Source organism: Kribbella yunnanensis, assembly GCF_039529655.1.
In the GTDB taxonomy this organism is placed as follows: domain Bacteria; phylum Actinomycetota; class Actinomycetes; order Propionibacteriales; family Kribbellaceae; genus Kribbella; species Kribbella yunnanensis.
Genome location: NZ_BAAANF010000005.1, coordinates 72,672 through 96,321, shown reverse-complemented (window position 1 = coordinate 96,321; position 23,650 = coordinate 72,672). Strand labels below are relative to the sequence as shown.

The window sequence follows — 23,650 nt, the reverse complement described above, 5'->3', positions numbered from 1 at the left end:
CCTGGAAGCCAGCCCGCCCCGTGGTGCTACAGGCAGCCACCCGCGGTGGTGCTTGCGGGCAGCAGCCCGCGGTGGGTGCAGTCGGGCAGCTACCCGTGGCGGACCGGCCACCCCACAGCGGATGGGGACGATAACCGCCCTGACCGGCCCAAGATGCACCCCACCCTGCACCTTTCGGAGCGAGACGGCACCCGGGCAAGCGGGTTCACGGATGCCTAGTGCCGCAGGATGACAGCCAGCATCCGTGAACCAGCAGAAACCACCGCGACGGGTCACCCAACAGGCCGCATCTCCCCCGACCGCAACCCAAGCCCGTCAGCCCCAAGCAACGCCCACCTCGGTAACCCACCTCGCCAAGCAGCCCAGCCACAGGCGACCCCAGCCACACCCCTCTGTGAGCCGACCGCAGCGGCGAGCAACCACCGCCGTACGAACCGACCAGGCAGAAGTGGAGTGAGCCTGTTACTCGAGGTGGTAGTTGGCGAAGCGGGTTCTGAGGTCTTTTTTGGAGAACTTGCCTACTGAGGTTTTCGGGACTTCTTCGATGAATTCGACTGCGTCCGGGAGCCACCACTTGGCGACCTGGGGGCGGAGGTAGTCGAGGATGTCGGCGCCGGTGACCGAGGCGCCTTCGTGGAGGACGACGCAGGCCAGGGGGCGTTCGTCCCATTTCGGGTGGGGGACGCCGATGACGGCGGCTTCCTTGACGTCGGGGTGGGCCATCAGGAGGTTCTCCAGCTCGACGGAGCTGATCCATTCGCCGCCGGACTTGACCAGGTCCTTGGTGCGGTCGACCAGGCGCACTGATCCGAACTTGTCGATCGCCGCGACGTCTCCGGTCTTCATCCAGCCGTCTTCGGTGTTGAGCTGGACGCCGGCGTCGGGGCGGTAGTAGTCGGCCGCGATCCAGGGGCCGCGGACTTGCAGTTCGCCGGTGGCCTCGTCGTCCCAGGGGAGCGGGGTGATCGAGCCGGGCTCGACGATTCGCACCTCGACGCCGGGGATCGGGACGCCTTGCCTGGCTCGCAAGTGGGCCTGCTCCTCCTCGGGGAGGTGGGCGTAGCGCGGCGGGACGTGAGCAGCCGTCGCGACCGGGCTGGTCTCGGTCATGCCCCAGGCCTGCAGGATCGGCTTGCCGAGCTTGGCGCGGAAGGCCTCGGACAGCGCCAGCGGCACCGCGGAACCACCACACGGGATCCGCCGCAGGTGGGGCAGTTCGACCCCGTCGAGTAGCGGTAGCAGGCCCTGCCAGATCGTCGGGACGCCGGCTGCCAGCGTGACGTCCTGCTCCTTCATCAGTTTGAGGATGCCCTGCGGGCTCATGTCCGGTCCCGGGAAGACCAGACTCGAGCCGGCCATCGGCGCCGCGTGGGCCAGACCCCAGGCGTTCGCGTGGAACATCGGCACGACCGGCATCACGGTGTCCGTCTCGGCCAGGCCGATGGCGGAGTTCGTGAGGACACCGATCGAGTGCAGCCAGGTGGAGCGGTGCGAATAGACGACACCCTTCGGATTCCCCGTCGTACCGCTCGTGTAGCACATGGCGGCCGCCTGGTTCTCGTCCTCGACGTGGAACTCGACCGGCTCGGCAGCGGCCAGCAGTTCCTCGTAGTCGTGGAAGCGCGAGTCGTCCGGCACCTCGACACCGGGTGCGCCGGCGGGCAGGTCGTCCATCACCACGATGTGTCTGAGCAGCGGGAGGCGGTCGAGCAGCGGCAGGAACAGCCCCAGCAGCGAGCGGTCGACGAAGACGACCTCGTCCTCCGCGTGATTCGCGATGTAGACGATCTGGTCGGGGAAGAGTCTGATGTTGAGCGTGTGCAGCACGCGGCCGGTACACGGCGCGGCGAAGTACAGCTCGAGGTGGCGTCCCGAGTTCCAGGCGAAGGTACCGACGCGGCCGTCCGCGGTGATCCCGAGCGTGTCCAGCACGCCGCCCAGGCGTCTGGTCCGCGCGGCCCACTCGCCGTACGTCACCGTGGTCGGCGCCGGCCCGCCGGTGTGCACGGTCCGGTCCGGGAAGAACTGCTCGGCCCGGAGAAAAATGGTGTCCAGGGACAGCTGGTAGTCCTGCATCAGACCCTTCATGCAGACACTGTGCCAGTCCCGATGTCGCATTGACCATGACCTCAGCAGGACTTTTTCCGGCACTCTTCCTGCACCCAGATAGATGACATGACATACGTGTCGTGTAATCTATTGGCCATGAAGGTCCTGGAGGAGCTGCGTTATCTCGTGCTGGCGATCCAGCGCGAGGGCAACCGGCTGCTCGCCGCAGAGCTGCGCCCGCTGGGGATCACGCCCTCACAGGCCGAGGTTCTGCGGGTCCTGCGCGACCACGGCCCACTCACACTGAATGCACTCGGCGGACTGCTGGTCTGTGAGACAGGTAACAGCCCCAGCCGCCTCGTGGACCGACTCGTTGCCCAGGGCCTGGTGCAGCGCAGCGTCGACAAGGTGGACCGGCGCTACCTCGCGCTGAGCCTGACCGCCCAGGGCCGCGCGCTGCACCGCCGCGTTGTCACCGCGGAGAACCGGCTGCACCGGACCATCGACGGCCTGGTCACTGGCCGCGAGCTCAGCGAGACGATCGCGACCCTCCGCGCCGTCGCCGACGGCTTCCCCGCCGGCGCTGCCCTGGCCCGCCGCAGAGACCCCGCCCAAGCATTCGCCCAGGAGAGATAGACATGGAGCAAGCCACCGACACCATCCCGGCCCGTCCGACCGCCATCCGGCACCTTCTGCTGGATGCCCTCACCCTGCCGGAGTGGAACGAGGCCTTCCTCGCCATCGACGGCCCGCCGGCCGCGACGGAGGGCTCCCACTATGAGCTACGTGTGCGCCCCGGCCTGTCCGGCGAGCTGCACTACACAGCTGTCGAGGCGGACCGCATCGAGATCACCTGGCAGGTCCCCGGCTTCCGCGAGGTCGGCACCTGGACCATCGGCCCGGACAGCCAGGTCACCCACACCTTCGAGCAGACCGGCCCACTCGCCACGGTCCTACGCCCGGCGTACCGCAACATCGCCACCATCCGCCTGGCCCGCCTCGCCAACCGCCTGCGTCAGCTGGCCCACAGCGCCTGACCAGAAGCTGCCAACCGATGCACCGAGCGCCTAGGCTCCCGGGCATGCTGATCGAGGTCCGCGGTACCAGGCTGTACGTCGACCGTCGCGGGGCCGCAGATGCGCCGCCACTGCTGTTCCTGCACGGCGGACCGGGTTCCGGCTCGTACGACTTCCTCTCGTTCCAGGGCGACCGGCTGGCCGAGCGGCTCCACGTGATCGGCGCCGACCAACGCGGCGTACAGCAGTCCGATCCACTCACCGGACCCATCACCGAGCTTGATCTGATCGCGGATTTCGAGGCCCTCCGCGAGACGCTCGGTCTGAAGAGCTGGTCGATTCTCGGCCACTCGTTCGGCGGCCGCCTGGCACTCCGGTACGCCGTTGCCCACTCGGACTCCGTCGCGAAGGTCATCTTCGAGAACCCAGCCTGGGACGTGCAGCTGAACTCCGAGACCCTGGTTCGAGCAGCACAGCGCATCGCGCCCGACGTACAGCTCCCGCCACATGAGGGCCCGGCGACCAAGCAGATGTGGGACGACCGGATCGCGCTCCTGCACGAGCTGGGCGACCGCCGGATGGAGATCTACCTCGGCCCCGACACCCAGGACCTGGTGCTCCCCGCCGACACCGAGATCCCCGATGAGCTACACGCCCGGTCCGGCCACTTCTCACAGGTGATCACCGAGACTCCGGAGTTCCTCGAATCGTTGCTACCACTGCTCGCGCAGATCACCCAGCCGGCGTTGCTGATCAAGGGTGCGTGCGACCCGGTCACCAGTCCGGAGGAGATCGCGCGGTTCGAGGCCGACGTACCGGACGGGACCTACTACTCCGCTACCGCCGCCGGGCATTTCGTCCATGCCGAGGCGGCGGACGCCTACACGCAACTGGTGACCGGCTTCGTCCTCAGCTGAAAGCGAGCGGTACGACGCGCTTGTGCGCCGTCCGGCGGTGAGTCGCGATGATCGTGCTCGCGGCCTTCTCGTCGACCTCACGACCTTCGAGGAAGTCGTCGATCTCGTCGTACGTGACGCCGAGAACGACCTCGTCCGGTACGCCGGGATTGTTCGTCTCCAGGTCCGCGGTCGGCACCTTGCCGGTGATCTCGGGAGCCGCGCCGAGACGGGCGCCGATCTCGCGAACCCGGCGCTTGGTCAGCCCCGACAGCGGAGTCAGGTCGCACGCGCCATCGCCGTACTTGGTGAAGAAGCCCATCACCGCCTCGGCCGCGTGGTCCGTCCCGACCACTAGACCGCCACGCGCGCCGGCGACCGTGTACTGCGCGATCATTCGCTGCCGTGCCTTGACGTTGCCGACGTGGAAGTCCTCGCGCTCCCCGAACCCGGCGTGCCGCACCGACTCCACCATGGCGTCGGTGGCTGGCTTCACGTCGACCACGAGCGTCTCGTCGGGCTGGATGAACTTCAGTGATCGCTGCGCATCCGACTCGTCGGCCTGAACGCCGTACGGGAGGCGCATCGCGACGAACGTCGCCTGACCGCCCTCACCACGGACCCGCTCGACCGCGAGCTGGCACAGCCGCCCCGCGGTCGCGGAGTCGACCCCGCCACTGATCCCCAGCACGTACGACGACGCGCCGGTACGGCGGAGCTGGTCGGCGAGGAACTCGACCCGGCGCTCGATCTCGGCCTCCGGATCGAAGGACGCCGGCACACCCAGCTCGGCGATGATCAGTTCCTGCAGGTAGCGGCGCTCGTCGCTCATCGGGGCTCCCTCACGGGCCTGGTGTGATCGGGCCTGGACATGAGGATTCCCCGCGCACCCGGAAGAGCTCACTTACCCTTGCTGCCTTCCGGCCCTGGGGGAGTTGGGCGAGATACCGCCACGCGGGGAACCAGTCGAAAGTGTACGGGATGCGAGCGGCCGACCGGGAATCGGGCCGCTCCTCCCACGCTGTGAGCGAACACCCTGGCTCTGCGAACCCGCAGCGCCGCAAGCTGAGTACGTGACAGATCATCAATTCGGCCGGTTCGGCATCGCGACCGGCCTGGACAGCAGCCCACATTCGCTCGCGGCCGCACAGACCGCCGAAGAACTCGGTTACCCGGCCATCTGGTTGTCCGGTGGCCCACTGCCCGGATTGCAGACGATCACCGACCTGATCGATGCGACAAAAACGATCAAGTTCATCACCGGGGTTCTGGCGATCGTGACTTATCCGGCCGCCGACGTCGGAGCGACGTACGCGGCTCTGGAGGCGAGCGCGCCTGGCCGATTCACGGTCGGCCTCGGCGGGGCGCACGGACCACGCCCGATCGAGCGACTCACGGCGTACCTGGAAGAGCTTGAGGTGCCCGTCGACCACCGGGTACTCGCAGCCCTCGGTCCCCGCATGCTGGAGCTGGCCCGCGACCATTCGGCCGGAGCGTTCCCGTTCCTCATCACGCCCGAGTACACCGCCGAGGCGCGCAACGTGCTCGGGCCGGACAAACTGCTCGCGGTGAGCCACCTCGTCGTACAGGAAACCGACCCGGACAAGGCCCGCGCCATCGCTCGGGACACCATCAGCTTCTTCCCGACGATCCCGGCGTACGCCGCCTCTCTCGAACGCCAGGGCTTCAGCGCAGCAGACCAAGCCGAGCTCCCCGACCACATGGTCGACGCCCTGGCCGCCTGGGGTACCCCGGCCGATATCAAGGCCAAGCTGTCCGAACACCTGGCCGCCGGCGCGGACCACGTCGCCATCAACGTGATCACGGGCATCACCGGCCCTCAGCCGACCGAACAGTGGCGAGCCCTGGCGCCCACCCTGCTTAGATAACCTGCTCGAGGTCCTCGATCTGGCCGGCCATGATCGCTCGAACATTCGCCGTGATCGTTTCCGCCGGCCAGTCCCACCAGGCGATCTGCAACAGCCGCTCCACGTCCTCATCCCCGAACCGCCGCCGGATCACCTTCGCCGGGTTCCCACCAACGATCCCGTACGGCGGTACGTCGTCGACCACGACCGCACCGGACGCGATGATCGCCCCGTCACCGATCGTCACCCCCGGCATCACCAGCGTCCGGTACCCGAACCACACGTCGTTCCCCACCACCGTGTCCCCACGCCCCGGCAACCCGGTGATCAGGTCGAAATGCTCCGCCCAATCCCCACCCATGATCGGAAACGGAAACGTCGACGGCCCATCCATCCGATGGTTGGCCCCGTTCATGATGAACGTCGTCCCCTCGCCCAGCGCGCAGTACTTCCCGATCCGCAACCGCTCCGGCCCGTAGTGATAGAGCACATTCGTGGTCTCAAACGCGGTCGGATCCACCGGATCGTCGTAGTACGTGAAGTCCCCCACCTCGATCAACGGCGACTTCACCACCGCCTTCAGCAACACCACCCGCTCAGTCTCAGGCATCGGATGGACGACATTCGGATCCGGAGCACCCATGACCCGACCCTAGACGAGCCCCGATTTCCGAAGTCAACTCGTTCTCGCGTATCCTCTCCGCTTGGAGGATTCGCCTAGAGGCCTAGGGCGCACGCTTGGAAAGCGTGTTGGGGGCAACCCCTCACGAGTTCGAATCTCGTATCCTCCGCCACTCTCCGAGCGGCCACCCGACCAGCTTTCCACTGGGCAACGCACGACGTGGTCACCCGCAGGGGCTGAACAAAGGAAGGGCCGATCGCATCAGCGACCGGCCCTTCTTCAGTTCAGCGGCACAGGCAGAAGGGGTTGCCGTGGGGGTCGAGCATGACGCGGACGTGCTCCTGGGGTTGAGCGTCGGCGAGGGTTGCGCCTGCTTCCAGGGCCCAGGCGACCGCTTCGTCGAGGTCTTCGACGCCGATGTCGAGGTGCATCATCGCGTTCTGGTGGCCGGGTTTGCTCGGCCAGACCGGGCGCACGTGCTCCTCGTCGGACTCGATGTTGATGCCGAGTAGGGTCCCGTCCGTCTCGCCTTCGGGCGGGTGGAGCTGGAACCAACCGCCCTTTGGTCCTTCGTCGACGATTCGCCAGCCGAGCAGGCGCTCGTAGAAGCTGGCCAGGTCGCGGGTGTGCGGAGGCGGGGCTGCGGTGATGGTGACGGCGCCGATTCGCATCCTCGGTTGGGTCATGAGCGCTAGGCGACCTTGGTGATTTTGCAGTCGATGCCTGAGGCGCCGATGGGGGCTTCGGCTGGGGTGGTTCCGCTGAAGGTGTTGGTGCCGCGGACTTCGAAGGTTTGGCCGCCGATCCGCTGCTGCGAGGCTACGTCCAGTACGTCGACAGTCACCGAGTAGCTCGTGGAGTCGCCGGTGATGGTGCCGTTGATCGTCACGGTGCCCTGCGAGCCGACTGTGTTCACCTGGCAATCGACGCTGGTCTTGTAGTTCTTGGTACCCGGCGCACCGGTCATCTGGCGCACAACGACGACGGCCAGGCATATCAGCAAGGCCACGCCGAGGATCAGCTGAGCCTTCCGATAGGGGCGCCGGGGCGAGCCGTATCCGTCGCTGGCTGTGGCCCACTCGTGTGTCGGCATCCCTGTGTCCCTGATTCGGCGGAAGAAGCGCCGGTCAGAATACATGTCAGGACGAGGAAGTTGCCTTTCCGGGCAAGGGCGTGGCCGACCTCTGTGACCCGGCTTATCGTCGGGAAGGTGCTTGCTCTCGTCAAGGCTGATCGGTCTGTTCGTTTGACCACTGTTGCCGACCCGGTGCCGCTTCCTGATCAAGCGATCATTCGGGTTCGAGCGTTCTCGTTGAACCAGGGTGAGGTGCTCGATCTGGCGAAGTTGCCGGAGGGAGCGGTCACTGGCTGGGATGCGGCTGGCGTTGTGGTGCAAGCTGCGGCTGATGGCAGTGGGCCGGCGGTCGGGTCCCGGGTTGTGGGGCTGGTACGACGGAAGGGCGCTTGGGCGGAACTGGCCGCAATCTCAACGCAGTGGTTGGCGACGATCCCGGCGGGCGTGGCCGACGTACAGGCTGCGACGTTGCCGACTGCCGCGCTCACGGCCTTGCGGTCGCTCGAGATCGGCGGGCTCCTGCTGGCCAAGCGGGTGCTGGTCACGGGTGCGACAGGTGGAGTCGGACGGTTCGCCGTACAGCTTGCGCAGTTGGCTGGTGCGCACGTGACAGCGCTGGTACGTCGGTCGTCCGACCTGCGAGGCGCGGACGTGGTCACTGAGCGGATCGAGGGTGACTTCGACCTGATCGTGGAGTCGGTCGGCGGCACGGTGTTCGGGCAGGCCATTGAGCACCTGGCATCGCATGGCGTGGTGGTCAGTCTCGCCACTCAGGATGACGACCAGCCGATCACCTTCCGCGCCGGGTGGTACTCCCGCTCACCCGGCGCCCGCATCTACACCCTCAACAACTTCGACGAACCGTCGAGCGTGGCCGCCGACCTGGCCCGGCTGTGCAACCTACTCGCCGCCGGTCGCCTGGACGGTCAGGTCGAACTGGAATCCTCCTGGCGGGAGACCCCAGCCGCGATCGAGGCTCTGCTGGACCGCCGGATCACCGGGAAGGCCGTCCTGCACGTCGACTGACCCCGCCGTCGAGGTAGTCGGCGAAGGTGATCGTCCCGTACGGCGGTCCGGGGACGAGCGCGGAGCCGGCGGTGTACGCGCGGAAGATCTTGCCGGGGATCCGGAGTGGGACGACTGGCCGACGCGAGTTCCGAGCGGCCTTCCAGGTCCGGGCGAGGTCGGGGATCGACACGGATTCCGGACCGCCGATGTCGGCGGCTCGGCCCGGGATGGGGTCGGCGACGAGCTCGGTCAGGCGTGCCGCGATGTCCTCGACGGCGATGGGCTGCAGGGTCGCCGCGGGGGCGAACAGCGCAGGGAGCTTCAGACTGAAGATCTTGTCCAACAAGCTGTGGAACTGCGTGGCACGCAGAATCGTGTGACCCGGATGCGCCTCCACGAGCTGCTCGGCCTCGAGTTTGTAGCGGTAGTAGGAGAGTGGGATCTCGTCCACACCAACGATCGACATGTAGATCACGTGCGTGGACGCCGGGGTTGCTTTCAGCAGTGTGCGCGTCTGCTGAACATCCCGCCGCCCCAGACCAGTCGCGAGATGGACAACCAGATCGACACCGTCAACCGCGGCCGCGATCCCGTCGCCCGTGCTCAGGTCGCCAGTCATCAATCCCGAGCCGGTACGACGACTGAGCACCCGAACCGTATGACCAGCAGCACGAAGCCGCTCGACGGTCGGTCGCCCGAGACGCCCGGTGCCGCCGGTGACGAGGATGGTCTTCATCTCATGTCCTTTCGTTCACCCATGTTCACGCACACCAGGACCCGCCGCAGCCCGGTGCTGTGACATCAAGTCAGGTGAGTTTGGACGATGTGGCGGGTGAGGGCTGGCACGTCTAGGTCCTCTAGGAGTTCGAGGGTGTGGGTGGCGCGGAGGGTGGCTAGGCCGTGCAGGTTGGTCCAGAGGGCTACGGCTCGGGCGGGTGCGTCGGTGGGGTGCGACTGTGCGACCAGGTCGATGAAGGTCCGGAGGAGCGGGAGGGATTGCTCGCGAAGGTTCCCGCCTGCACCTTCTAGTAGGTCGTGCCGGAAGATCAGGTCGAACATCCCGGGGCGTTCCGCGGCGAACTCCAAATAGCGCTCGGCGGCCGCGACCAAGCGGTCCTCGACGGAGCCCTCGGCTGGGAGCTGGAGGCGGGCGGCCAGGTCGGCGAGGCCGGTGCTGGCGATGGCGGCCAGTAGGGCGTTGTGGGTGGGGAAGTGCCGGCGCGGAGCGCCGTGGGAGACGCCGGTACGGCGGGTGATCGCGCGGAGGGACAGGTTCGCGAGGCCGTCGGATTCGAGGAGTTCGACGCCGGCCTCGACCAGGCGGTCGCGCAATGAGGTCACCGGCCCATTGTGGCCCCTGGCGGCGGGTATGCTGGCGAACGTGACTACCGGGTCGGCCTTGCGCCATTCACGAGTTGGGTTCCCGGTCGCTCTCTGAGCGCCGAAGGGGCCGCCCGCGGGCCGCCCTCGTCTTCTCTCACCGCACCAGCGCAGTATCCCCAACCGAGAGAAGAGAATGCCGAACCCTTTTACCGATGCACTGATCACTGAGTTCCGCGCGAACAACGGCCGGCTGAGCGGGGCGTTCGCCGACGAACGAATGTTGCTTCTGACAACGACTGGCCGCCGTACGGGCCGGCCCCACACCGCCTTCATCGGCTACTACCCGGACGGCGACCGCCTGCTGGTCGTCGGGTCGGCCGGCGGTTCCGACAAGCACCCGGACTGGTACCTCAACCTGCTCACCAACCCCGAGGTCACCGTCGAGACAGGTCTGTTCACCTATCAGGCGGACGCCGTCCCGCTCGAAGGCGCGGAGCGGGACGAGGTGTTCGCCCGGCTCGTCGAGGCGGACAAGGGCTGGGGTGAGTACCAGGCCGGTACGACGCGGACGATCCCCGTGATCGCCCTTGCGCAAAAGCAGATCGGGCCGCCGCGTGGGAGCGGTTCGTTCGCGGATCTGCTCATTCGAATCCATACGGTCTTCCGGCAGGAGCTCGCGTTGATCCGCAAGGAGGTCGCGACCTCCGGTACGGCGGGGATCGGGGCGCAGCTGCGCGTCAATTGCCTCACGCTGTGCCAAGGCCTGCACCATCACCACACCGGCGAGTCGGGCGGCATCTTCCCGGCCCTGCTCGAGCAACACCCCGAGCTGGCCGACGAGATCGCCGTACTGCAGTCCGAGCACGACCAACTCGCCGTACACCTGGAGGAGTTGGAGCAGCTCCTCACCACGCCGCAGCCCGACCTGCTCCCGGAGATCGACCGGATCGTCGCTCTCCTGACGGCGCACCTCGATCGTGAGGAGGCAGCGCTGCTGTCCTACTTGTGAGCGAGTAAGGCATAGGCGTTAGGCAGGCGCCCGGACCAGGCCGCAGCCGTGTACCCGTCGTCCGGACGCCAGAACGGCTCGGCGTACTCCTCCAGTACGTCGAGCCGCAGCCCGGCGCGCGTGATCGCGGTGACGATCTGTCCGAGCGTCCACTGCCATTCGCGCGCGCCGTTGCCGGGGAAGGTGTCGTTGACATGCGATTCCGCGAAGTAGCTCCGGTCCGGGCGGATCCGCGGCTCGTCCTCATCCCACGACCACATCGGTACGGCGGGATGCGCGTCGTACACGAACAGGCTGCCGCCAGGCCGCAGGACCCGCGCCGCATCCCGTGCCCACGCGTCGATATCGCGCATCCAGATCACTGCGCCCTTGCCGGTGTACACCAGGTCCGCACACTCGTCCCGCACCGGTACGCCGGGAACCTCAGCAGCAACGTAGTGACACGGTACGCCGACCTCCGCCGCCCGCCGCTGCGCCGCACCCGCCGTCACCACGCTGTAGTCGACGCCCACCACTTTCCGCGCCCCCGCCCGGACCAGCGCAGTGTCATCCAACCCGTGCCCACTCTGGAAATGCACGACCACCGGCCCGCGCGACAGCACCGGCTCCAACAACTCCAGCTCTCGCGGAAACAGTTCCCACCGACCACGAGCCAGATCCAGCATCTCGTCGTACTCGTTGACGTACTTGGTCGCAGCCCGTTCCCAGACCGCCTGGTTGCCCCGCACAGCCTCATCCATCCGCCGAGTCTGTCAGCGCATCAAACAGGTCGCGAACGAAATGCGCATCCGCCAGCGCATCGTGGATCGCATAGACCGATTGATCAATCCCGACCAACGCCGCCATCTCACCAACCGAGGTCGTCGGTCCCATCCGCGTCCGCCCAAGCAATTGACTGATCACACAAACCAGCCGAAAGTCCCACGGCACATCGCCGGCCTCCAACGGCACCAACCCCTGCAGATGCATCAGATGCAGTACGTCGCTCGCATCCATCCAAGGCGCCGCACCAACCCACACCGGCTGATCCGCAGTCAGCTCGACCATCAGCTCGGCAATCTCGCGCCCGCTGGCGACATCCACCCCAGACCCGTGCGACTCCGGATGCCGATCGAACCGGCTGATCGTCAGCGCCTGCTCGGTGGCACGCGCGAGATCCAACTCCTGCAACGGCACGAAGCGGTGTGCCTCTGCGTTCCGCCACTTTTGACTACCCAGGGTCATCGTGACTGTGCGTGATGTGACGATTTCTGGAAAAGGGTGGGGGTGGGGGGGAAAACGTTCGGGGAAATGGCGAAAAAACCGTACGGACCTGTAACGGTCGGCGGACTGTGACGATAAACGGGTGAGCGTGCCGGTGGGGGGCCAGCGGGGCGCTTCGGTGCTTCTTCGGATCGCCGGATGTTGGGGGGACTCGCAGGTGCTCACCCGGGGCGGGGTGAGCACCTGTTTGAGTTTCTAGCCCTTGATGCCGACGTTCGCCATGCCTTCGATGAATCGCTTCTGAGCGAAAACGAACAGAACGATCATCGGCAGGGTCGCGAGCGCCGTACCGGCCATCAGGTACGGCCACTGGATCTCGGCCGGGTTCTGGGAGAAGATCGCCAGCCCCAGTTGGAGTGGGCGCATCTCGTCCGAGGTGGTGATCATCAGCGGCCAGAGGAAACCGTTCCAGGCGGCTTCGATCTGGAAGACCGCGATGGTGATCAGGGCCGGCTTGATCAGCGGGGTCATGATCCGCCAGAAGATGCCGAACTCACCGAGACCGTCGACGCGGGCCGCCTGGGCGAGCTCGTCCGGCAGCGAGACGAAGAACTGCCGGGCCAGGAAGGTGAAGAACGGCGCCGCGCCGAGCGGGATGATGAGTCCCCACCAGGAGTTCAGCCAGCCGATACCGCCCTGGCCGATGATGTTGTTGCCGCCGAACAGCGGGATCGACTTCACGATCATGAACAGCGGTACCAGGATGATCTGGAACGGAACCAGCAGCAGCACGATGAAGTAGCCGAGCATGAACTTGCCGCCCTTCAGCGGCAACTTCGCCAGCGCGTACCCGGCCGTCGTACAGACGACCAAGGTGAACGCCGTCTCCCCCAGCGCGATCAGCGCGCTGTTGCGGAAGTAGCGCAGGAACGGCGCGGTCTGCATCGCCTCGCTGAAGTTGCTCCAGCGCAGCTCACCAGGCAACCACGAGAACTTGAGAATCTCGAGCTCACTCTTGAACGCCGTGAGCACCATCCACAGGAACGGTGTGATCATCAACAGCGCACCGATGATCAGTACGACGTACAGCAGGATCCGGCCCGGCCGGAGCGCCGACGGCTTCGTCGAGGCCGGTGCGACCGCCGGCAACGTGGCGCTAGTCATTGGTGTCCGCCTTCTGGAGCAGGCGTCCGACGCCGATGAAGAGCGCGATCACGATCATCATGATCACGGTCTCGGCGGACGCGTAGCCGAGTTTGAGGTCCTGGAACGCGTTCTGGTAGATGTCCAGCACCAGCACGCGCGTCTCACTACCGGGTCCACCGCGCGTCATCACGTAGACGAGGTCGAAGACCTGGAAGGTGCCGACGACCGACGTGATCAGCACGAAGAACTGCACCGGACCGAGCGCCGGCAGCGTCACGTTGCGGAACTTCTGCCACCGCGAAGCGCCGTCGATGTCCGCCGATTCGAGCAGGTCGCGAGACACCCCCTGCAAAGCGGCCAGGTAGATGATGATCTTGGTTCCGAGACCCTGCCAGACACCGACCACCATCAGCGAGCCCAGCGCCGTACCGGGGTCGGCCAGCCAGCGGTTCGGTGCGAACCCGAACAGACTCAGGAAGCCGTTCGCCAGACCAGAGCCCGGGTTGTAGATCCACAGCCAGATCGTCGCCACCGCAACCGTCGCGGTGACGGTCGGGATGTAGAACGCGGTCCGGAAGAAGCCGATCCCGCGGATCTTCTGGTTCAGGCCGATCGCGACCGCTAGCGAGATCGCCATCGAGATCGGGATCACGACCAGCGCGTACAGCACGGTGTGCCACAGCGACGCCAGGAAGTCGACGTCGCGGAACAGTTCGGTGTAGTTGCCGAGGCCGACCCAGGCCCAGGTGTCACCGAAGCTGTAGTCGGTCAGGCTCAGCACCAGTACGGCGATCACCGGGATCACGATGAAGATGCCGGAGTGCAGCATGGCCGGCGCCAGCAGGGCCCAGCCGGTCCGGACCTGGCTGCGGGTCAGCGTGCCCTTGTCCTTGGCGACCGCGGGCTTGCCCGAGGTGGCGAGCGCCGGGCGCTCGAGTGTTGTGCTCATCGGCTTTGTCCTGCCAGGTTTTGCAGCACCTTCGCGGGATCCTTCTGTCCGAGGACCGCCTGGGTGAGCTGGATGTCGAAGTTGCCCCGCATCTCGAGCCAGTTCGGCGGGACCTCGTTCTCGTTCGCGGCCTTGTCCAGGCCCTCGGCGACGAACTTGCTCAGCGGGTTGGACTTCGCCTGCGGCGAGTTGGCCGCGTCCTTGTACGCCGGCAACTTCCGGTTCAGCTTGGCCATCGCGTCCAGGGTGTCCGGTTTGGTCAGCGACTGAATGAACGACCAGGCCGCCTGCTTGTGCCGGCTGCGGGAACCGATGGAGGCGAGGTCGCCACCCATGTACTCGATCTCCTTGCCGCTGTTGAAGCGGAAGAACTTCAGGTCGTCACAGTTCTTCTGACCGATGCCCTTACCGCCGGTGCTGCAGTCGACCGCACCGCCGACGATCCCCATCGCGGCCTCGCCGGAGTAGACCAGCGGCTGCTGGGCCGCGTTCACCTGACCGTACGGCTGCACGTTGTTGATCATCGACTTGATCCACAGCAGGGTGTCGAGCCCTGCCTGGTTGTCGAAGTTCGGTTCGCCGTTCTCGTAGAGCGTCGTACCGGTCGAAGCCAGGAACGTCGTGAACGACTGCCGGAACCCACTGGCCGACGCGAGGTCGAACCCGCTCCGGGTGATGTTGCCGTTCTTGTCCCGCTTGGTCAGCTTCTCGGCCGCGACCTTGATATCGGCCAGCGACGTCGGCGGCTTCTCCGGATCCAGGCCCGCCTCGATGAACGCGCTCTTGCGCAGCGCGACCGCACGAGTGTCCGCGAGCAGCGGATAGCCGTACATCCGGCCGTCGTAGGTGACCGCCGGGATCAGCGCCGCCAGGCTCTTCTCCCGGATCACGTCCGGCGTCAGGCCGAAATCGCCGAGGTCGGCGAAGATCCGCTTGGACGCGAACGGCTGGATCCAGCCGACGCCGGTGACCATCACGTCGTACGGGTAGCCCGCCGCGATCGAGGTCGACATCTTCTCGTTCAGGTTGTTGTACGTCGCGAAGTCCGGCTCGACCTTCATCTTCGGATAGGCCTTGTGGAAGTCGTCGACGACCTTCTGGAACTGTTGCCGCCCCTCGTTGCTGGGCGGGAACGACGGGAGCAGCACCCGCAATGTCCCGGTGGCCTCGGCCGGCGCAACGCCGTCCGTGCTCTTGTCGATCACCCCGCTGCCACAACTGCTGACCACGACGGCAAGGGCCGCAGCCAGCAACGTCAGTCCCACGGAACGTCTCACAGGGGAACTCCTTCGCATCAAGTGCAGCGAAAGTATGGGAAAGGGCTTTCCTCGTCAAGACCTCAGGCTTCGAATGATCACTTTCGATCAGTTCCGGAACCAGATCGATCACAGTTCCGCGCGATGAACCCGATCACCGCTCGATTTCAGGCCCGCGCTCCGCTGATTGACTCCCCGAGCGGCGCGATCCCATCCGATCCTCACCAAGCCGACTCGCCGAACTGAGCGGCTCCGTGCCAGAACGACTCGCATGTACCGCGGCCGCCAGGTCCGGCGGCAACTCCTGAGGCTCCGCGCCGCCCGCGGTCTGTTGCCCAGCCTCCTGCGGCGCCTGCCCGTTCGACCGATCCTGCTCGTTCGATCGATCCTGCTCGGTCACGACTCCGCGCTCCACCCGCATCTCTGGAGCCGGCTGACTCCACTCCTTGCTCAGCGCATGGACCGCGTCCCTGCCGGCGCGCACCGAGGCACCTCCGACCCGGGCCGATTCGCGCCGCTTCTTGTCCGGATCAGACTCCTCCTTGAGCGCCTTCAAGCCGGCCATCGGCGGCTTCATCGCCGCCTCGATCCGCCCGATCGCCGCCTCCCGCTCCGATTCCGGCACTTTCCCCGGCAGATCGCTGCTGTCGTAGAGCATCTCGGCCGCGGCACGGAACTTCTGCCCCGGATGGACCACAGCAAGGCGCCGGGCGACCTCGGCCGGCTCCACACCGGACTCCCGCCCGATGCCTTCGGCGAAACGGCGTGCCGCGGGCGTGTAGTGCGGGTACGTCGACCGCGCCTCGGCGGTCTTGATCCCCGGAGCGATCTCCTCGAGCCCGAGCTCGTCGATGTATGCATTGAGGTTGTCGTAACTGTGTACCTCGGTGATGCCTTCTTCGAGCGCCTGCTCAGCGGCATTCTGGTAAGCCGCTTTGCCGTCGACGTGCTCGGTACCCTCCGCCGCGAGGGCGTGGGTGTTCTCGTGATGGACGGTCTTGATCGCTTCACGGTAGGACCGCAGCACCAGTGGGTCCTGGTGGTGGACCCGGGCGTTCTCGAACATGTCCTTCAGCGGGCCAGTGACCGCGCTGTCGGAATAATTGATGGTGTGGTCCCAGGAGACCGAGCCGTTGATCTTTTGCGCGGGATCCGTGACACCGAGCTTGCCGTTCCACGAGGAGTGGTGGGCACCAGAAACTCTGACGGCGGCCCGGGCCTGCTCCGCCATCAGCTCCCGGTAACTGGTGACCTTCACTCGGCGTCGGGCTCCAGGGCCTCAGCCAGCATGAGCAGCGACCCGTTCATCTCGCTGATCGCGTGCCGCTCGTGCTCCGGGGCTCTGTCAGCGATCCGGCCGATGGCTTCGATCCCGGCGTACGCTCGCGCGATGCGCTCGGCCACCGTGCCACTGTCGTCGGTGGCCGCAGCATGAGCCCGAACTGCCTCGTTCATCGCCTCCGACCACGGCGGCTCATCCGCACCCTCGCCGGCGCGGATGATGGCCTCGATGTTCTCGATGTCGCCGTCGGCGTCCCAGCGGTCTTTGGGGTCGTCGATCGTGGCGGCCAGTTCCTTCAGCCGGGCGATGTCGTCGGGCAGCGTCGCCGGAAGGGTCGTGTCGCCGAGAACCTCAAGAACCTTGTCGCTCTCAACCCTGAACTGCTCGTAGTCCATGGGCTGAATTTACCTTCTGGGCACCGCAGGAGGACCGGAGATTGAGCGTCGGAAGCAGTGACAAATGCTGCACCGGGCCCGGCGTGGACTGGAGTTTGCGGAGGAGGAGGTCGCACGCCGTCTCGCCGAGGGCGAATTTCGGTGGGCAGATGGCGGTCAGGGGGACTACGGCCAGGGCTGCGGTGACGTCGTTGTAGGCGACGACGGCGAGGTCTTCGGGGATGCGGAGGCCGCGTTCCATGGCGCGTTCCATGAGGCGGGCGGCGTGTTCGTCGGAGTGGACGAGGACGGCTCGGGATCTGAACGCCTCGCACTCGATCAGGAAGGCGTCCAGCTGGGCGAGGGAGGCGGGGTCGTCGCCGGTTTGCGGGAGCTCCAGCTCCGACACGTAGATGTCGATGCCGAGCGTGCTGACCGCTTCTTCGAGGCCGCGGCGGAGCCAGTAGGCCGTGACGGTCGGCTGCATGCTGACGGCGATCCGGCGGTGGCCGAGCTGGGCCAAATGGCGGAGGGCGAGCATCGCGCCGTACGCGTGGTCGGTGCGGACGTGGTCGTACTCGCGGGCGACGTCGGGGAATCCGAAGGCGCGTTCCATCAGGACCACCGGTACGTCGATGTCGTCGAGGCGGGTGCCGAGAAGGTGTCCATCACGGTCGCCGTACGCGGTGCTGATGAGCAGGCCGGCTACGCCGACGCCGAGCACCTTCTCGATCCGCTCCAGCTCGGTGTCGGCGTCGTAGCCGGAGACGCCGAGGACGAGGCGGGCGCCGTACCGGGCTGCGGTCGCCTCGGCGCCGCGGATCACGTCGGTGTAGTACGTCGAGGCGCTCGGGACGATGATGCCGATGGTCAACCGATCACCGGCGGTGTTCTGGCCGGTCGGGCTGGTGCCGATCGCGCCGCCGTGCACTCGGCGGAGCAGCCCGGCACCATCGAGCTCGGCGAGATCGCGGCGTACTGTGATCGCGGAAACGCCCAGCTCGGCGACCAGTTCGCCCACCCGGAGCCGGCCGTGGCGGCGCAGGCTCCGCAGGATCAGCTCGTGGCGCTCCGGTGCAAGCATGTGCGGTTCCCGATTCGTTGGTCGATCCGTGGTTTCGAATGATTGTTTGTGATCATACGATCATCCTGGGCTTATCCGTAATGCGTGTGAACAACGAGAGGCGAACCCGTGGAACAGGCCGGCGGCCGGACCAACGCAGTGTTGGCGAAACTGACAGTGGTCGGCGATCTGCTCCTGCTGCAGTTGACCTTCCTGGTGCTGAGCGCCGGAATCATCACCCTCTTCCCGGCCGCGTTCGCCCTGCAGCGGGTCCTCCCCGAGGCGATCAGCCAGGAGCGGACCGGGATGATGCGGCTGTACTTCCGCGAGTTCAGCTGGGCGTTCAAGCGGTTCTGGATGTCCGGGTTCGCCCTGTACGTCGGCGGTGTGATGCTCGCCTTCGGACTCGCGTTCTGGGCAAATGCTAGCGGGCCGGCGCGGATTTTCGCGCTCGCGATCCTGATTCCGCTGACCGGAATGATCGTCGGGCTCTATCTGAGCGGACTCGCGGTACTGCGGGATGCGGGTACCGACGCGACGATGAAGCTCCTGTTCCGGCAAGCCAATCTGTTCCTGCTCCGGCGGTCACTGGCTGTGGCGGGCGGTGTGATCGGCCTGCTCACCTGGTTCGCGCTGGCGGCGACAGTGCCGACACTGCTCGTGATCGGGTCCGGACTGGTCCCGGCACTCATCGCCTACTGGCTGAGCGGCGGACAGCGCCGTACGGAGTCTGCAGAAAAAGATTCGGGCGACGTGTCAATCTGAGCCCCTTTGGTTCGACGTAAGGGTGTAAAGGCCCTCTCGAAGGACTCAAGGAGACTCAGATGTACGCGACGACCGACACCCTGGCGACCACGCCGGCCACGCAGGGCGGCCGCTCGCGTTGGCTCGCTCTCTACACGCTGTGCGCGGGCATGTTGATGATCGTGCTCGACGTCACCGTGGTGAACGTGGCGCTGCCGGCCATCCAGGACGACCTCGGCTTCACCAGCTCCTCGCTGGCGTGGGTGGTGAACTCCTACCTGATCGCGTTCGGCGGCCTGCTGCTGCTGGCCGGGCGACTCGGCGACCTGCTCGGCCGCCGGAACATCTTCATCGCCGGACTGGTCGTTTTCACCGCCGCCTCGGTGCTGTGCGGGCTGGCGTCCTCGCAGGAGGTGCTGGTCATCGCCCGGTTCATCCAGGGCATCGGTGGCGCGCTCACCTCCGCAGTGATCCTCGGCATGATCGTCACCCTGTTCCCCGAGCCGCGTGAGCAGGCCAAGGCGATCGGCATGTACGCCTTCGTCGCCTCGGCCGGCGGCTCGATCGGTCTGCTCGCGGGTGGCGTACTGACCCAGGCGATCAGCTGGCACTGGATCTTCTTCGTGAACCTGCCCATCGGCATCCTGACCGTCGCCCTGGCCGTGAAGCTGATCGAGAAGGACAAGGGCCTCGGGATGGGCCGCGGAACCGACGTACCGGGCGCAGTGCTGATCACTGCGGCGCTGATGCTCGGAGTGTTCACCATCGTGAAGCCGGCCGCCGAGCTGGGCTGGACTGCCGGACGGACCGTCGCACTGGCACTCCTGACGATCACTCTGCTGATCTGCTTCGTGGTCCGTGAGGCAACCGCAGCCAACCCACTGGTGCCGCTGCGCATCTTCCGCTCACGCAACCTGTCCGGCGCCAACCTGGTGCAGGCACTGTCCGCCTCGGGCATGTTCGGCATCTTCTTCCTCGGCTCGCTCTACCTCCAGCGAGTGCTCGGGTACGACGCTCTGGAGATCGGACTGGCGTTCCTGCCGACCACTGTGGTGATGGGCCTCCTCTCGGTCCGGTACTCCGAGAAGCTGGTCACCCGCTTCGGCCCCCGCCGCCCCCTGATCGCCGGACTGCTGCTCGTAACCGCCGGACTCGTCCTCTTCACCCAGGCCCCGGTCGGCGGCAGCTACGTCGTACACGTCCTGCCCGTACTCACCCTGCTCGGCCTGGGCGGCGGCATCGCCTTCCCCGCCCTGATGGGTCTGTCGATGGCCGACGTACAGCCCGAGGACGCCGGCCTCGCCTCCGGCCTGATCGGCACCATGGGCGAGGTAGGCGCCGCCCTCGGCCTCGCCGTCCTCGCCACCCTCGCCGCCACCAACACCACCGGCAGCACCCCCCTCCAGGCCCTCACCAACGGCTACCACTTCTCCTTCGCCGTAGCCGCCGGCATCGTCGCCGTCTCGGTCCTGATCGCCTACTTCTTCATGCGCCCCGCCAAGACCAACTGAGTACGACACTCCCCGTGACCCACCACGGTCACGGGGAGTTCTGCGTCCGGGTTGTCCACAGGGTGGGGTGGCGGGTTTCGGGGTGGGGGGTGGGATGGGGAAGGATATGGGGGTGCGGGTCTTGGGCTCGCTGGTTCGGTTGTCGGTGAAGGGGAAGCAACGTGGTGGTGCAGTCGATCGAGCAGCGGATCGCCGAAGAGCTGGAGGTCCGCGAGAACCAGGTGCGGGCAGCGGTGGCGCTGCTGGACGAGGGCTCGACGGTCCCGTTCATCGCGCGGTACCGCAAGGAGGTCACCGGAGAGCTCGACGATGCGCAGCTGCGCACGCTCGAGGAGCGCCTGCGGTATCTGCGGGAGCTGGAGGAGCGCCGGCAGACCGTGCTGGAGTCGATCGAGAGCCAGGGCAAGCTGGACGACGCGCTGAAGGCGTCGATCCTGGCGGCGGACACGAAGTCGCGGCTCGAGGACATCTACCTGCCGTTCAAGCCGAAACGCCGTACCAAGGCGATGATCGCCCGGGAGAACGGCCTCGAGCCGCTGGCCGACGGGCTGATGGCCGATCCGACCGTGGAGCCGCTGGCGGCCGCGGCGGTGTTCGTGAACGCCGAAGTACCGGATGCGCAGGCCGCCCTCGACGGCGCGCGGGCGATCCTGGTCGAGCGGTTCGCGGAGGACGCGGACCTGATCGGCGCGCTGCGCGAGCGACTGTGGACGCAAGGCCGGCTGGCCTCGGTCGTCCGCGAGGGTAAAGAGACCGACGGGGCGAAGTTCTCGGACTACTTCGAGTTCGACGAGCCGTTCACGAAGATGCCGTCGCACCGGATTCTCGCCATGTTCCGTGGTGAGAAGGAGGACGTGCTGACGCTGAACATCGAGCCGCTGCCGGCCGGTGTCGAGGCCGACGGCCCGACCGAGTACGAGACCACCATCGCCCGCAAGGTCGGCGTGGAGAACGCGGGCCGCGCAGCCGACAAGTGGCTGGTCGACACGGTTCGCTGGGCCTGGCGGACGAAGATCCTCGTGCACCTCGGCATCGACCTGCGGATGCGGCTGCGTCAGCTCGCCGAGGAAGAGGCGATCCGGGTCTTCGCGTCGAACCTGCGCGACCTGCTGCTCGCCGCCCCGGCCGGCACCCGCGCGACGATGGGCCTCGACCCGGGCTTCCGGACCGGCGTGAAGGTCGCCGTCGTGGACGCGACCGGCAAGGTCGTCAACACCGGCGTCATCTACCCGCACGTCCCGCAGAACCAGTGGGACAAGTCGATCGCCACCCTGGCCGCACTGGCCGCCGCGCACAACGTCGAATTGATTGCCATCGGCAACGGTACGGCGTCGCGCGAGACGGACAAGCTGGCCGCGGAGCTGATCGCCAAGCACCCGGAACTCAAGCTCACCAAGGCCGTCGTCTCCGAGGCCGGCGCTTCGGTCTACTCCGCGTCCGCGTTCGCCTCGGCGGAGCTGCCCGGGATGGACGTGTCGCTGCGTGGCGCGGTCTCGATCGCGCGCCGCCTGCAGGACCCGCTGGCCGAGCTGGTGAAGATCGACCCGAAGTCGATCGGCGTCGGGCAGTACCAGCACGACCTCGCCGAGAACCTGTTGTCCCGTTCGCTGGACGCGGTCGTCGAGGACTGTGTGAACGCGGTCGGCGTCGACCTCAACACGGCCTCCGCGCCGCTGCTGACCCGGGTCTCCGGGATCACGCAGGGCCTGGCCGACAACATCGTGCAGCACCGCGACGTCAACGGTCCGTTCGCTTCGCGCTCGGCGTTGAAGGACGTGGCACGACTCGGACCGAAGGCCTTCGAGCAGGCGGCCGGGTTCCTCCGGATCCCCGGTGGCGACGACCCGCTCGACTCCTCCAGCGTGCACCCCGAGGCCTACCCCGTCGTACGGCGAATCCTGGACGCGACCGGTTCCGACGTGAAGTCGCTGATCGGATCGGCCGAGTTGAAGCGGCTGAAGGCGGCCGACTTCGTCGACGACATGTTCGGTCTGCCGACGGTCACCGACATCCTGGCTGAGCTCGAGAAGCCCGGCCGGGACCCGCGGCCGGCGTTCAAGACCGCAGTCTTCGCCGAGGGCGTCGACAAGATCGCCGACCTGAAGCCCGGGATGAAGCTGGAAGGACAGGTCACCAACGTCGCCGCCTTCGGAGCCTTCATCGACGTCGGCGTCCACCAGGACGGCCTGGCGCACGTGTCGGCTCTGTCGAAGAACTTCGTCAAAGACCCCAGCGAGGTCGTCAAGGTCGGCGACATCGTCACCGTCAAGGTCCTCGAGGTCGACATCCCCCGCCAGCGCATCTCCCTCACCCTCCGCCTGGACGACGAGGTAGGCGGCGCCCGCCCGTCGACCGGCAACCAGAACCGCGGCGGTGCTGGTGGCGGCGGCCGCAGCGGCGGCGGTCAGGGCGGTCGCGGACCAGGCGGTGGCGGCCGTGGTCCCGGCGGTGGCGGCCGCGGCGGCCAGGGCGCACGCCCCAAGACCACCCCCAAAGCCGACACCCCCATGGACGAAGGCTCCCTAGCCGACGCCTTCCGCAAAGCCGGCTTCACCGTCCGCTGACCAAAGGCCCCGGTACGCCGGGGCCTTTCACACTCAGCTCGTCCACGCCACCCGTGCACCAACACCAGTGCCCCGGCGATCACCCCCACCCCTGCTCGGGTTGCACACAACTGATCCCCAACCTGTGCACGATCTTCGTGAGTCGCCGATCCTGTCGGCCAGCACGATCTTCATGCCTCGCCGATCCCGCCGCCCCGTGCATGGTCTTGGTGCACAGGTGATCTCCAACTCGTGCACGATCCTCAAGGGGCGCCGACCCCGCCAGCCCGTGAACGATCTTCATCACTTGTGAACCCCACCGTGCTGATCTTCGTGGGTCGCCGATCCGCCGACCCCGCACGGCCTTCGTCCACAGGTGATCGCCCAACCTGTGCATGGTGTTCGTGCACAGGTGATCCGTCAAACCGTTCCCGCTCACCACCTTCGGGCACGGTCTTCGTGCTTACGCGAGCCTGCACAAGGAGGTGGGCAGCCCATCAGGTGGTCGCTGCCCGCCAGATTCCTGGGGTAGGGGATCGCAGCTCGTGGGTCAGCCCATCTCATGGTGGGTGGGCCCCTCGCACGGCGGTTAGCCCACCCACCATTTCGTGGGTCAGCCAGCCAAATGCCGGTTCGCGGATGATCACTGTCGCTGGGTGGCAGCGGGGGCTCCGTGGATCTGCAGTACTGAGGTCAGGTCTGCGGACATCTGG

The 23,650-nt window shown here is 66.8% G+C and carries 24 protein-coding genes, 1 tRNA gene and 1 other RNA gene; 10 read left to right on the top strand and 16 right to left on the bottom strand.

Annotation, left to right across the window (positions count from 1 at the left end; translation table 11 throughout):
• Positions 1–462 precede the first annotated feature (462 nt).
• On the bottom strand, positions 463–2,088 hold the full coding sequence (locus ABD231_RS09195) for a long-chain fatty acid--CoA ligase (RefSeq protein ID WP_344148095.1): 1,626 nt from the start codon (positions 2,086–2,088) through the stop codon (positions 463–465).
• Between the two features lie 117 nt (positions 2,089–2,205).
• On the opposite strand from ABD231_RS09195, the gene ABD231_RS09190 reads away from it, so the two are divergent.
• The 3 genes from ABD231_RS09190 to ABD231_RS09180 are packed head-to-tail and all read left to right on the top strand — an operon-like array spanning position 2,206 to position 3,982.
• On the top strand, positions 2,206–2,685 hold the full coding sequence (locus ABD231_RS09190) for a MarR family winged helix-turn-helix transcriptional regulator (protein ID WP_344148093.1): 480 nt from the start codon (positions 2,206–2,208) through the stop codon (positions 2,683–2,685).
• A 2-nt stretch (positions 2,686–2,687) separates the two neighbouring features.
• A complete protein-coding gene (locus ABD231_RS09185; RefSeq protein WP_344148090.1) occupies positions 2,688–3,086 on the top strand; it encodes an SRPBCC family protein in 399 nt (132 codons plus the stop codon).
• A 44-nt stretch (positions 3,087–3,130) separates the two neighbouring features.
• On the top strand, positions 3,131–3,982 hold the full coding sequence (locus ABD231_RS09180) for an alpha/beta fold hydrolase (RefSeq protein WP_344148087.1): 852 nt from the start codon (positions 3,131–3,133) through the stop codon (positions 3,980–3,982).
• Here the strand turns inward: ABD231_RS09180 and nadE are convergent.
• On the bottom strand, positions 3,975–4,793 hold the full coding sequence (gene nadE, locus ABD231_RS09175; RefSeq protein ID WP_344148084.1) for an ammonia-dependent NAD(+) synthetase: 819 nt from the start codon (positions 4,791–4,793) through the stop codon (positions 3,975–3,977). The two genes, ABD231_RS09180 and nadE, sit on opposite strands and share 8 nt — an antisense overlap.
• A gap of 38 nt (positions 4,794–4,831) precedes the next feature.
• Positions 4,832–4,928: signal recognition particle sRNA small type (gene ffs / locus ABD231_RS09170), an RNA gene on the bottom strand.
• A gap of 106 nt (positions 4,929–5,034) precedes the next feature.
• On the opposite strand from ffs, the gene ABD231_RS09165 reads away from it, so the two are divergent.
• Positions 5,035–5,850, top strand: a complete 816-nt coding sequence (locus ABD231_RS09165; RefSeq protein ID WP_344148081.1) for a TIGR03620 family F420-dependent LLM class oxidoreductase — start codon at positions 5,035–5,037, stop codon at positions 5,848–5,850.
• Here the strand turns inward: ABD231_RS09165 and ABD231_RS09160 are convergent.
• Complete coding sequence (locus tag ABD231_RS09160) at positions 5,843–6,472, bottom strand: CatB-related O-acetyltransferase (protein WP_425554160.1); 630 nt, start codon at positions 6,470–6,472, stop codon at positions 5,843–5,845. The two genes, ABD231_RS09165 and ABD231_RS09160, sit on opposite strands and share 8 nt — an antisense overlap.
• 63 nt (positions 6,473–6,535) lie before the next feature.
• On the opposite strand from ABD231_RS09160, the gene ABD231_RS09155 reads away from it, so the two are divergent.
• Positions 6,536–6,623, top strand: a tRNA-Ser gene (locus tag ABD231_RS09155).
• A 112-nt stretch (positions 6,624–6,735) separates the two neighbouring features.
• Here the strand turns inward: ABD231_RS09155 and ABD231_RS09150 are convergent.
• Together ABD231_RS09150 and ABD231_RS09145 are read right to left on the bottom strand one after the other, a co-directional pair.
• Entirely contained in the window at positions 6,736–7,137 is a 402-nt protein-coding gene (locus tag ABD231_RS09150; protein WP_344148075.1) for a VOC family protein, read from the bottom strand.
• Between the two features lie 5 nt (positions 7,138–7,142).
• The gene (locus ABD231_RS09145; protein ID WP_344148072.1) at positions 7,143–7,544 is read right to left on the bottom strand and encodes a hypothetical protein; all 402 of its coding nucleotides are present in this window, start codon (positions 7,542–7,544) and stop codon (positions 7,143–7,145) included.
• 117 nt (positions 7,545–7,661) lie between these two features.
• On the opposite strand from ABD231_RS09145, the gene ABD231_RS09140 reads away from it, so the two are divergent.
• Positions 7,662–8,552 (top strand): zinc-binding dehydrogenase, encoded by an 891-nt coding sequence (locus tag ABD231_RS09140; protein ID WP_344148069.1) that lies wholly within the window; start codon positions 7,662–7,664, stop codon positions 8,550–8,552.
• On the opposite strand, the gene ABD231_RS09135 is transcribed toward ABD231_RS09140, so the two are convergent.
• Positions 8,521–9,270 (bottom strand): SDR family oxidoreductase, encoded by a 750-nt coding sequence (locus tag ABD231_RS09135; RefSeq protein ID WP_344148066.1) that lies wholly within the window; start codon positions 9,268–9,270, stop codon positions 8,521–8,523. The two genes, ABD231_RS09140 and ABD231_RS09135, sit on opposite strands and share 32 nt — an antisense overlap.
• Positions 9,271–9,335: 65 nt before the next feature.
• Positions 9,336–9,875 carry a TetR/AcrR family transcriptional regulator gene (locus ABD231_RS09130; RefSeq protein WP_344148063.1) on the bottom strand — a complete coding sequence of 180 codons (540 nt, stop codon included), beginning with the start codon at positions 9,873–9,875 and terminating at the stop codon, positions 9,336–9,338.
• A 175-nt stretch (positions 9,876–10,050) separates the two neighbouring features.
• Between ABD231_RS09130 and ABD231_RS09125 the strand changes: the two genes are divergently transcribed.
• The gene (locus tag ABD231_RS09125) at positions 10,051–10,866 is read left to right on the top strand and encodes a nitroreductase/quinone reductase family protein (protein ID WP_344148060.1); all 816 of its coding nucleotides are present in this window, start codon (positions 10,051–10,053) and stop codon (positions 10,864–10,866) included.
• Here ABD231_RS09125 and ABD231_RS09120 read toward each other — a convergent pair.
• From ABD231_RS09120 to ABD231_RS09085, 8 genes are all read right to left on the bottom strand, one after another.
• The gene (locus ABD231_RS09120) at positions 10,857–11,606 is read right to left on the bottom strand and encodes a class I SAM-dependent methyltransferase (protein ID WP_344148057.1); all 750 of its coding nucleotides are present in this window, start codon (positions 11,604–11,606) and stop codon (positions 10,857–10,859) included. The genes ABD231_RS09125 and ABD231_RS09120 overlap by 10 nt on opposite strands.
• Positions 11,599–12,312, bottom strand: a complete 714-nt coding sequence (locus tag ABD231_RS09115) for a hypothetical protein (protein WP_344148054.1) — start codon at positions 12,310–12,312, stop codon at positions 11,599–11,601. The genes ABD231_RS09120 and ABD231_RS09115 overlap by 8 nt, the downstream gene beginning before the upstream one ends.
• A 12-nt stretch (positions 12,313–12,324) precedes the next feature.
• Positions 12,325–13,233 (bottom strand): carbohydrate ABC transporter permease, encoded by a 909-nt coding sequence (locus tag ABD231_RS09110; RefSeq protein ID WP_344148051.1) that lies wholly within the window; start codon positions 13,231–13,233, stop codon positions 12,325–12,327.
• The gene (locus ABD231_RS09105; protein ID WP_344148048.1) at positions 13,226–14,164 is read right to left on the bottom strand and encodes a carbohydrate ABC transporter permease; all 939 of its coding nucleotides are present in this window, start codon (positions 14,162–14,164) and stop codon (positions 13,226–13,228) included. The genes ABD231_RS09110 and ABD231_RS09105 overlap by 8 nt, the downstream gene beginning before the upstream one ends.
• Positions 14,161–15,441 carry an extracellular solute-binding protein gene (locus ABD231_RS09100; protein ID WP_344148046.1) on the bottom strand — a complete coding sequence of 427 codons (1,281 nt, stop codon included), beginning with the start codon at positions 15,439–15,441 and terminating at the stop codon, positions 14,161–14,163. The genes ABD231_RS09105 and ABD231_RS09100 overlap by 4 nt, the downstream gene beginning before the upstream one ends.
• Positions 15,442–15,574: 133 nt before the next feature.
• Positions 15,575–16,678 carry a hypothetical protein gene (locus tag ABD231_RS09095; protein WP_344148043.1) on the bottom strand — a complete coding sequence of 368 codons (1,104 nt, stop codon included), beginning with the start codon at positions 16,676–16,678 and terminating at the stop codon, positions 15,575–15,577.
• Positions 16,675–17,097, bottom strand: coding sequence for a hypothetical protein (locus ABD231_RS09090; protein ID WP_344148040.1), 423 nt, complete (start codon positions 17,095–17,097; stop codon positions 16,675–16,677). The genes ABD231_RS09095 and ABD231_RS09090 overlap by 4 nt, the downstream gene beginning before the upstream one ends.
• Positions 17,072–18,160, bottom strand: a complete 1,089-nt coding sequence (locus ABD231_RS09085; RefSeq protein ID WP_344148037.1) for a substrate-binding domain-containing protein — start codon at positions 18,158–18,160, stop codon at positions 17,072–17,074. The genes ABD231_RS09090 and ABD231_RS09085 overlap by 26 nt, the downstream gene beginning before the upstream one ends.
• A 108-nt stretch (positions 18,161–18,268) precedes the next feature.
• Here ABD231_RS09085 and ABD231_RS09080 point away from each other — a divergent pair, with 108 nt between their 5' ends.
• From ABD231_RS09080 to ABD231_RS09070, 3 genes are all read left to right on the top strand, one after another.
• The gene (locus ABD231_RS09080) at positions 18,269–18,904 is read left to right on the top strand and encodes a DUF624 domain-containing protein (protein WP_344148035.1); all 636 of its coding nucleotides are present in this window, start codon (positions 18,269–18,271) and stop codon (positions 18,902–18,904) included.
• 59 nt (positions 18,905–18,963) lie between these two features.
• Positions 18,964–20,394, top strand: coding sequence for an MFS transporter (locus tag ABD231_RS09075; protein ID WP_344148032.1), 1,431 nt, complete (start codon positions 18,964–18,966; stop codon positions 20,392–20,394).
• A gap of 161 nt (positions 20,395–20,555) precedes the next feature.
• Positions 20,556–22,958: a Tex family protein gene (locus ABD231_RS09070; protein ID WP_344148029.1), complete on the top strand. Its 2,403-nt coding sequence runs from the start codon at positions 20,556–20,558 to the stop codon at positions 22,956–22,958.
• Positions 22,959–23,650: the final 692 nt, after the last annotated feature.

Coding starts and splice junctions, on each gene's coding strand:
- ABD231_RS09195 (WP_344148095.1), bottom strand. CDS start 2,088: ATGAAGGGTCTGATGCAGGACTACCAGCTGTCCCTGGACACCATTTTT.
- ABD231_RS09190 (WP_344148093.1), top strand. CDS start 2,206: ATGAAGGTCCTGGAGGAGCTGCGTTATCTCGTGCTGGCGATCCAGCGC.
- ABD231_RS09185 (WP_344148090.1), top strand. CDS start 2,688: ATGGAGCAAGCCACCGACACCATCCCGGCCCGTCCGACCGCCATCCGG.
- ABD231_RS09180 (WP_344148087.1), top strand. CDS start 3,131: ATGCTGATCGAGGTCCGCGGTACCAGGCTGTACGTCGACCGTCGCGGG.
- nadE (WP_344148084.1), bottom strand. CDS start 4,793: ATGAGCGACGAGCGCCGCTACCTGCAGGAACTGATCATCGCCGAGCTG.
- ABD231_RS09160 (WP_425554160.1), bottom strand. CDS start 6,472: ATGGGTGCTCCGGATCCGAATGTCGTCCATCCGATGCCTGAGACTGAG.
- ABD231_RS09150 (WP_344148075.1), bottom strand. CDS start 7,137: ATGACCCAACCGAGGATGCGAATCGGCGCCGTCACCATCACCGCAGCC.
- ABD231_RS09145 (WP_344148072.1), bottom strand. CDS start 7,544: ATGCCGACACACGAGTGGGCCACAGCCAGCGACGGATACGGCTCGCCC.
- ABD231_RS09135 (WP_344148066.1), bottom strand. CDS start 9,270: ATGAAGACCATCCTCGTCACCGGCGGCACCGGGCGTCTCGGGCGACCG.
- ABD231_RS09125 (WP_344148060.1), top strand. CDS start 10,051: ATGCCGAACCCTTTTACCGATGCACTGATCACTGAGTTCCGCGCGAAC.
- ABD231_RS09120 (WP_344148057.1), bottom strand. CDS start 11,606: ATGGATGAGGCTGTGCGGGGCAACCAGGCGGTCTGGGAACGGGCTGCG.
- ABD231_RS09110 (WP_344148051.1), bottom strand. CDS start 13,233: ATGACTAGCGCCACGTTGCCGGCGGTCGCACCGGCCTCGACGAAGCCG.
- ABD231_RS09105 (WP_344148048.1), bottom strand. CDS start 14,164: ATGAGCACAACACTCGAGCGCCCGGCGCTCGCCACCTCGGGCAAGCCC.
- ABD231_RS09090 (WP_344148040.1), bottom strand. CDS start 17,097: ATGGACTACGAGCAGTTCAGGGTTGAGAGCGACAAGGTTCTTGAGGTT.
- ABD231_RS09085 (WP_344148037.1), bottom strand. CDS start 18,160: ATGCTTGCACCGGAGCGCCACGAGCTGATCCTGCGGAGCCTGCGCCGC.
- ABD231_RS09075 (WP_344148032.1), top strand. CDS start 18,964: ATGTACGCGACGACCGACACCCTGGCGACCACGCCGGCCACGCAGGGC.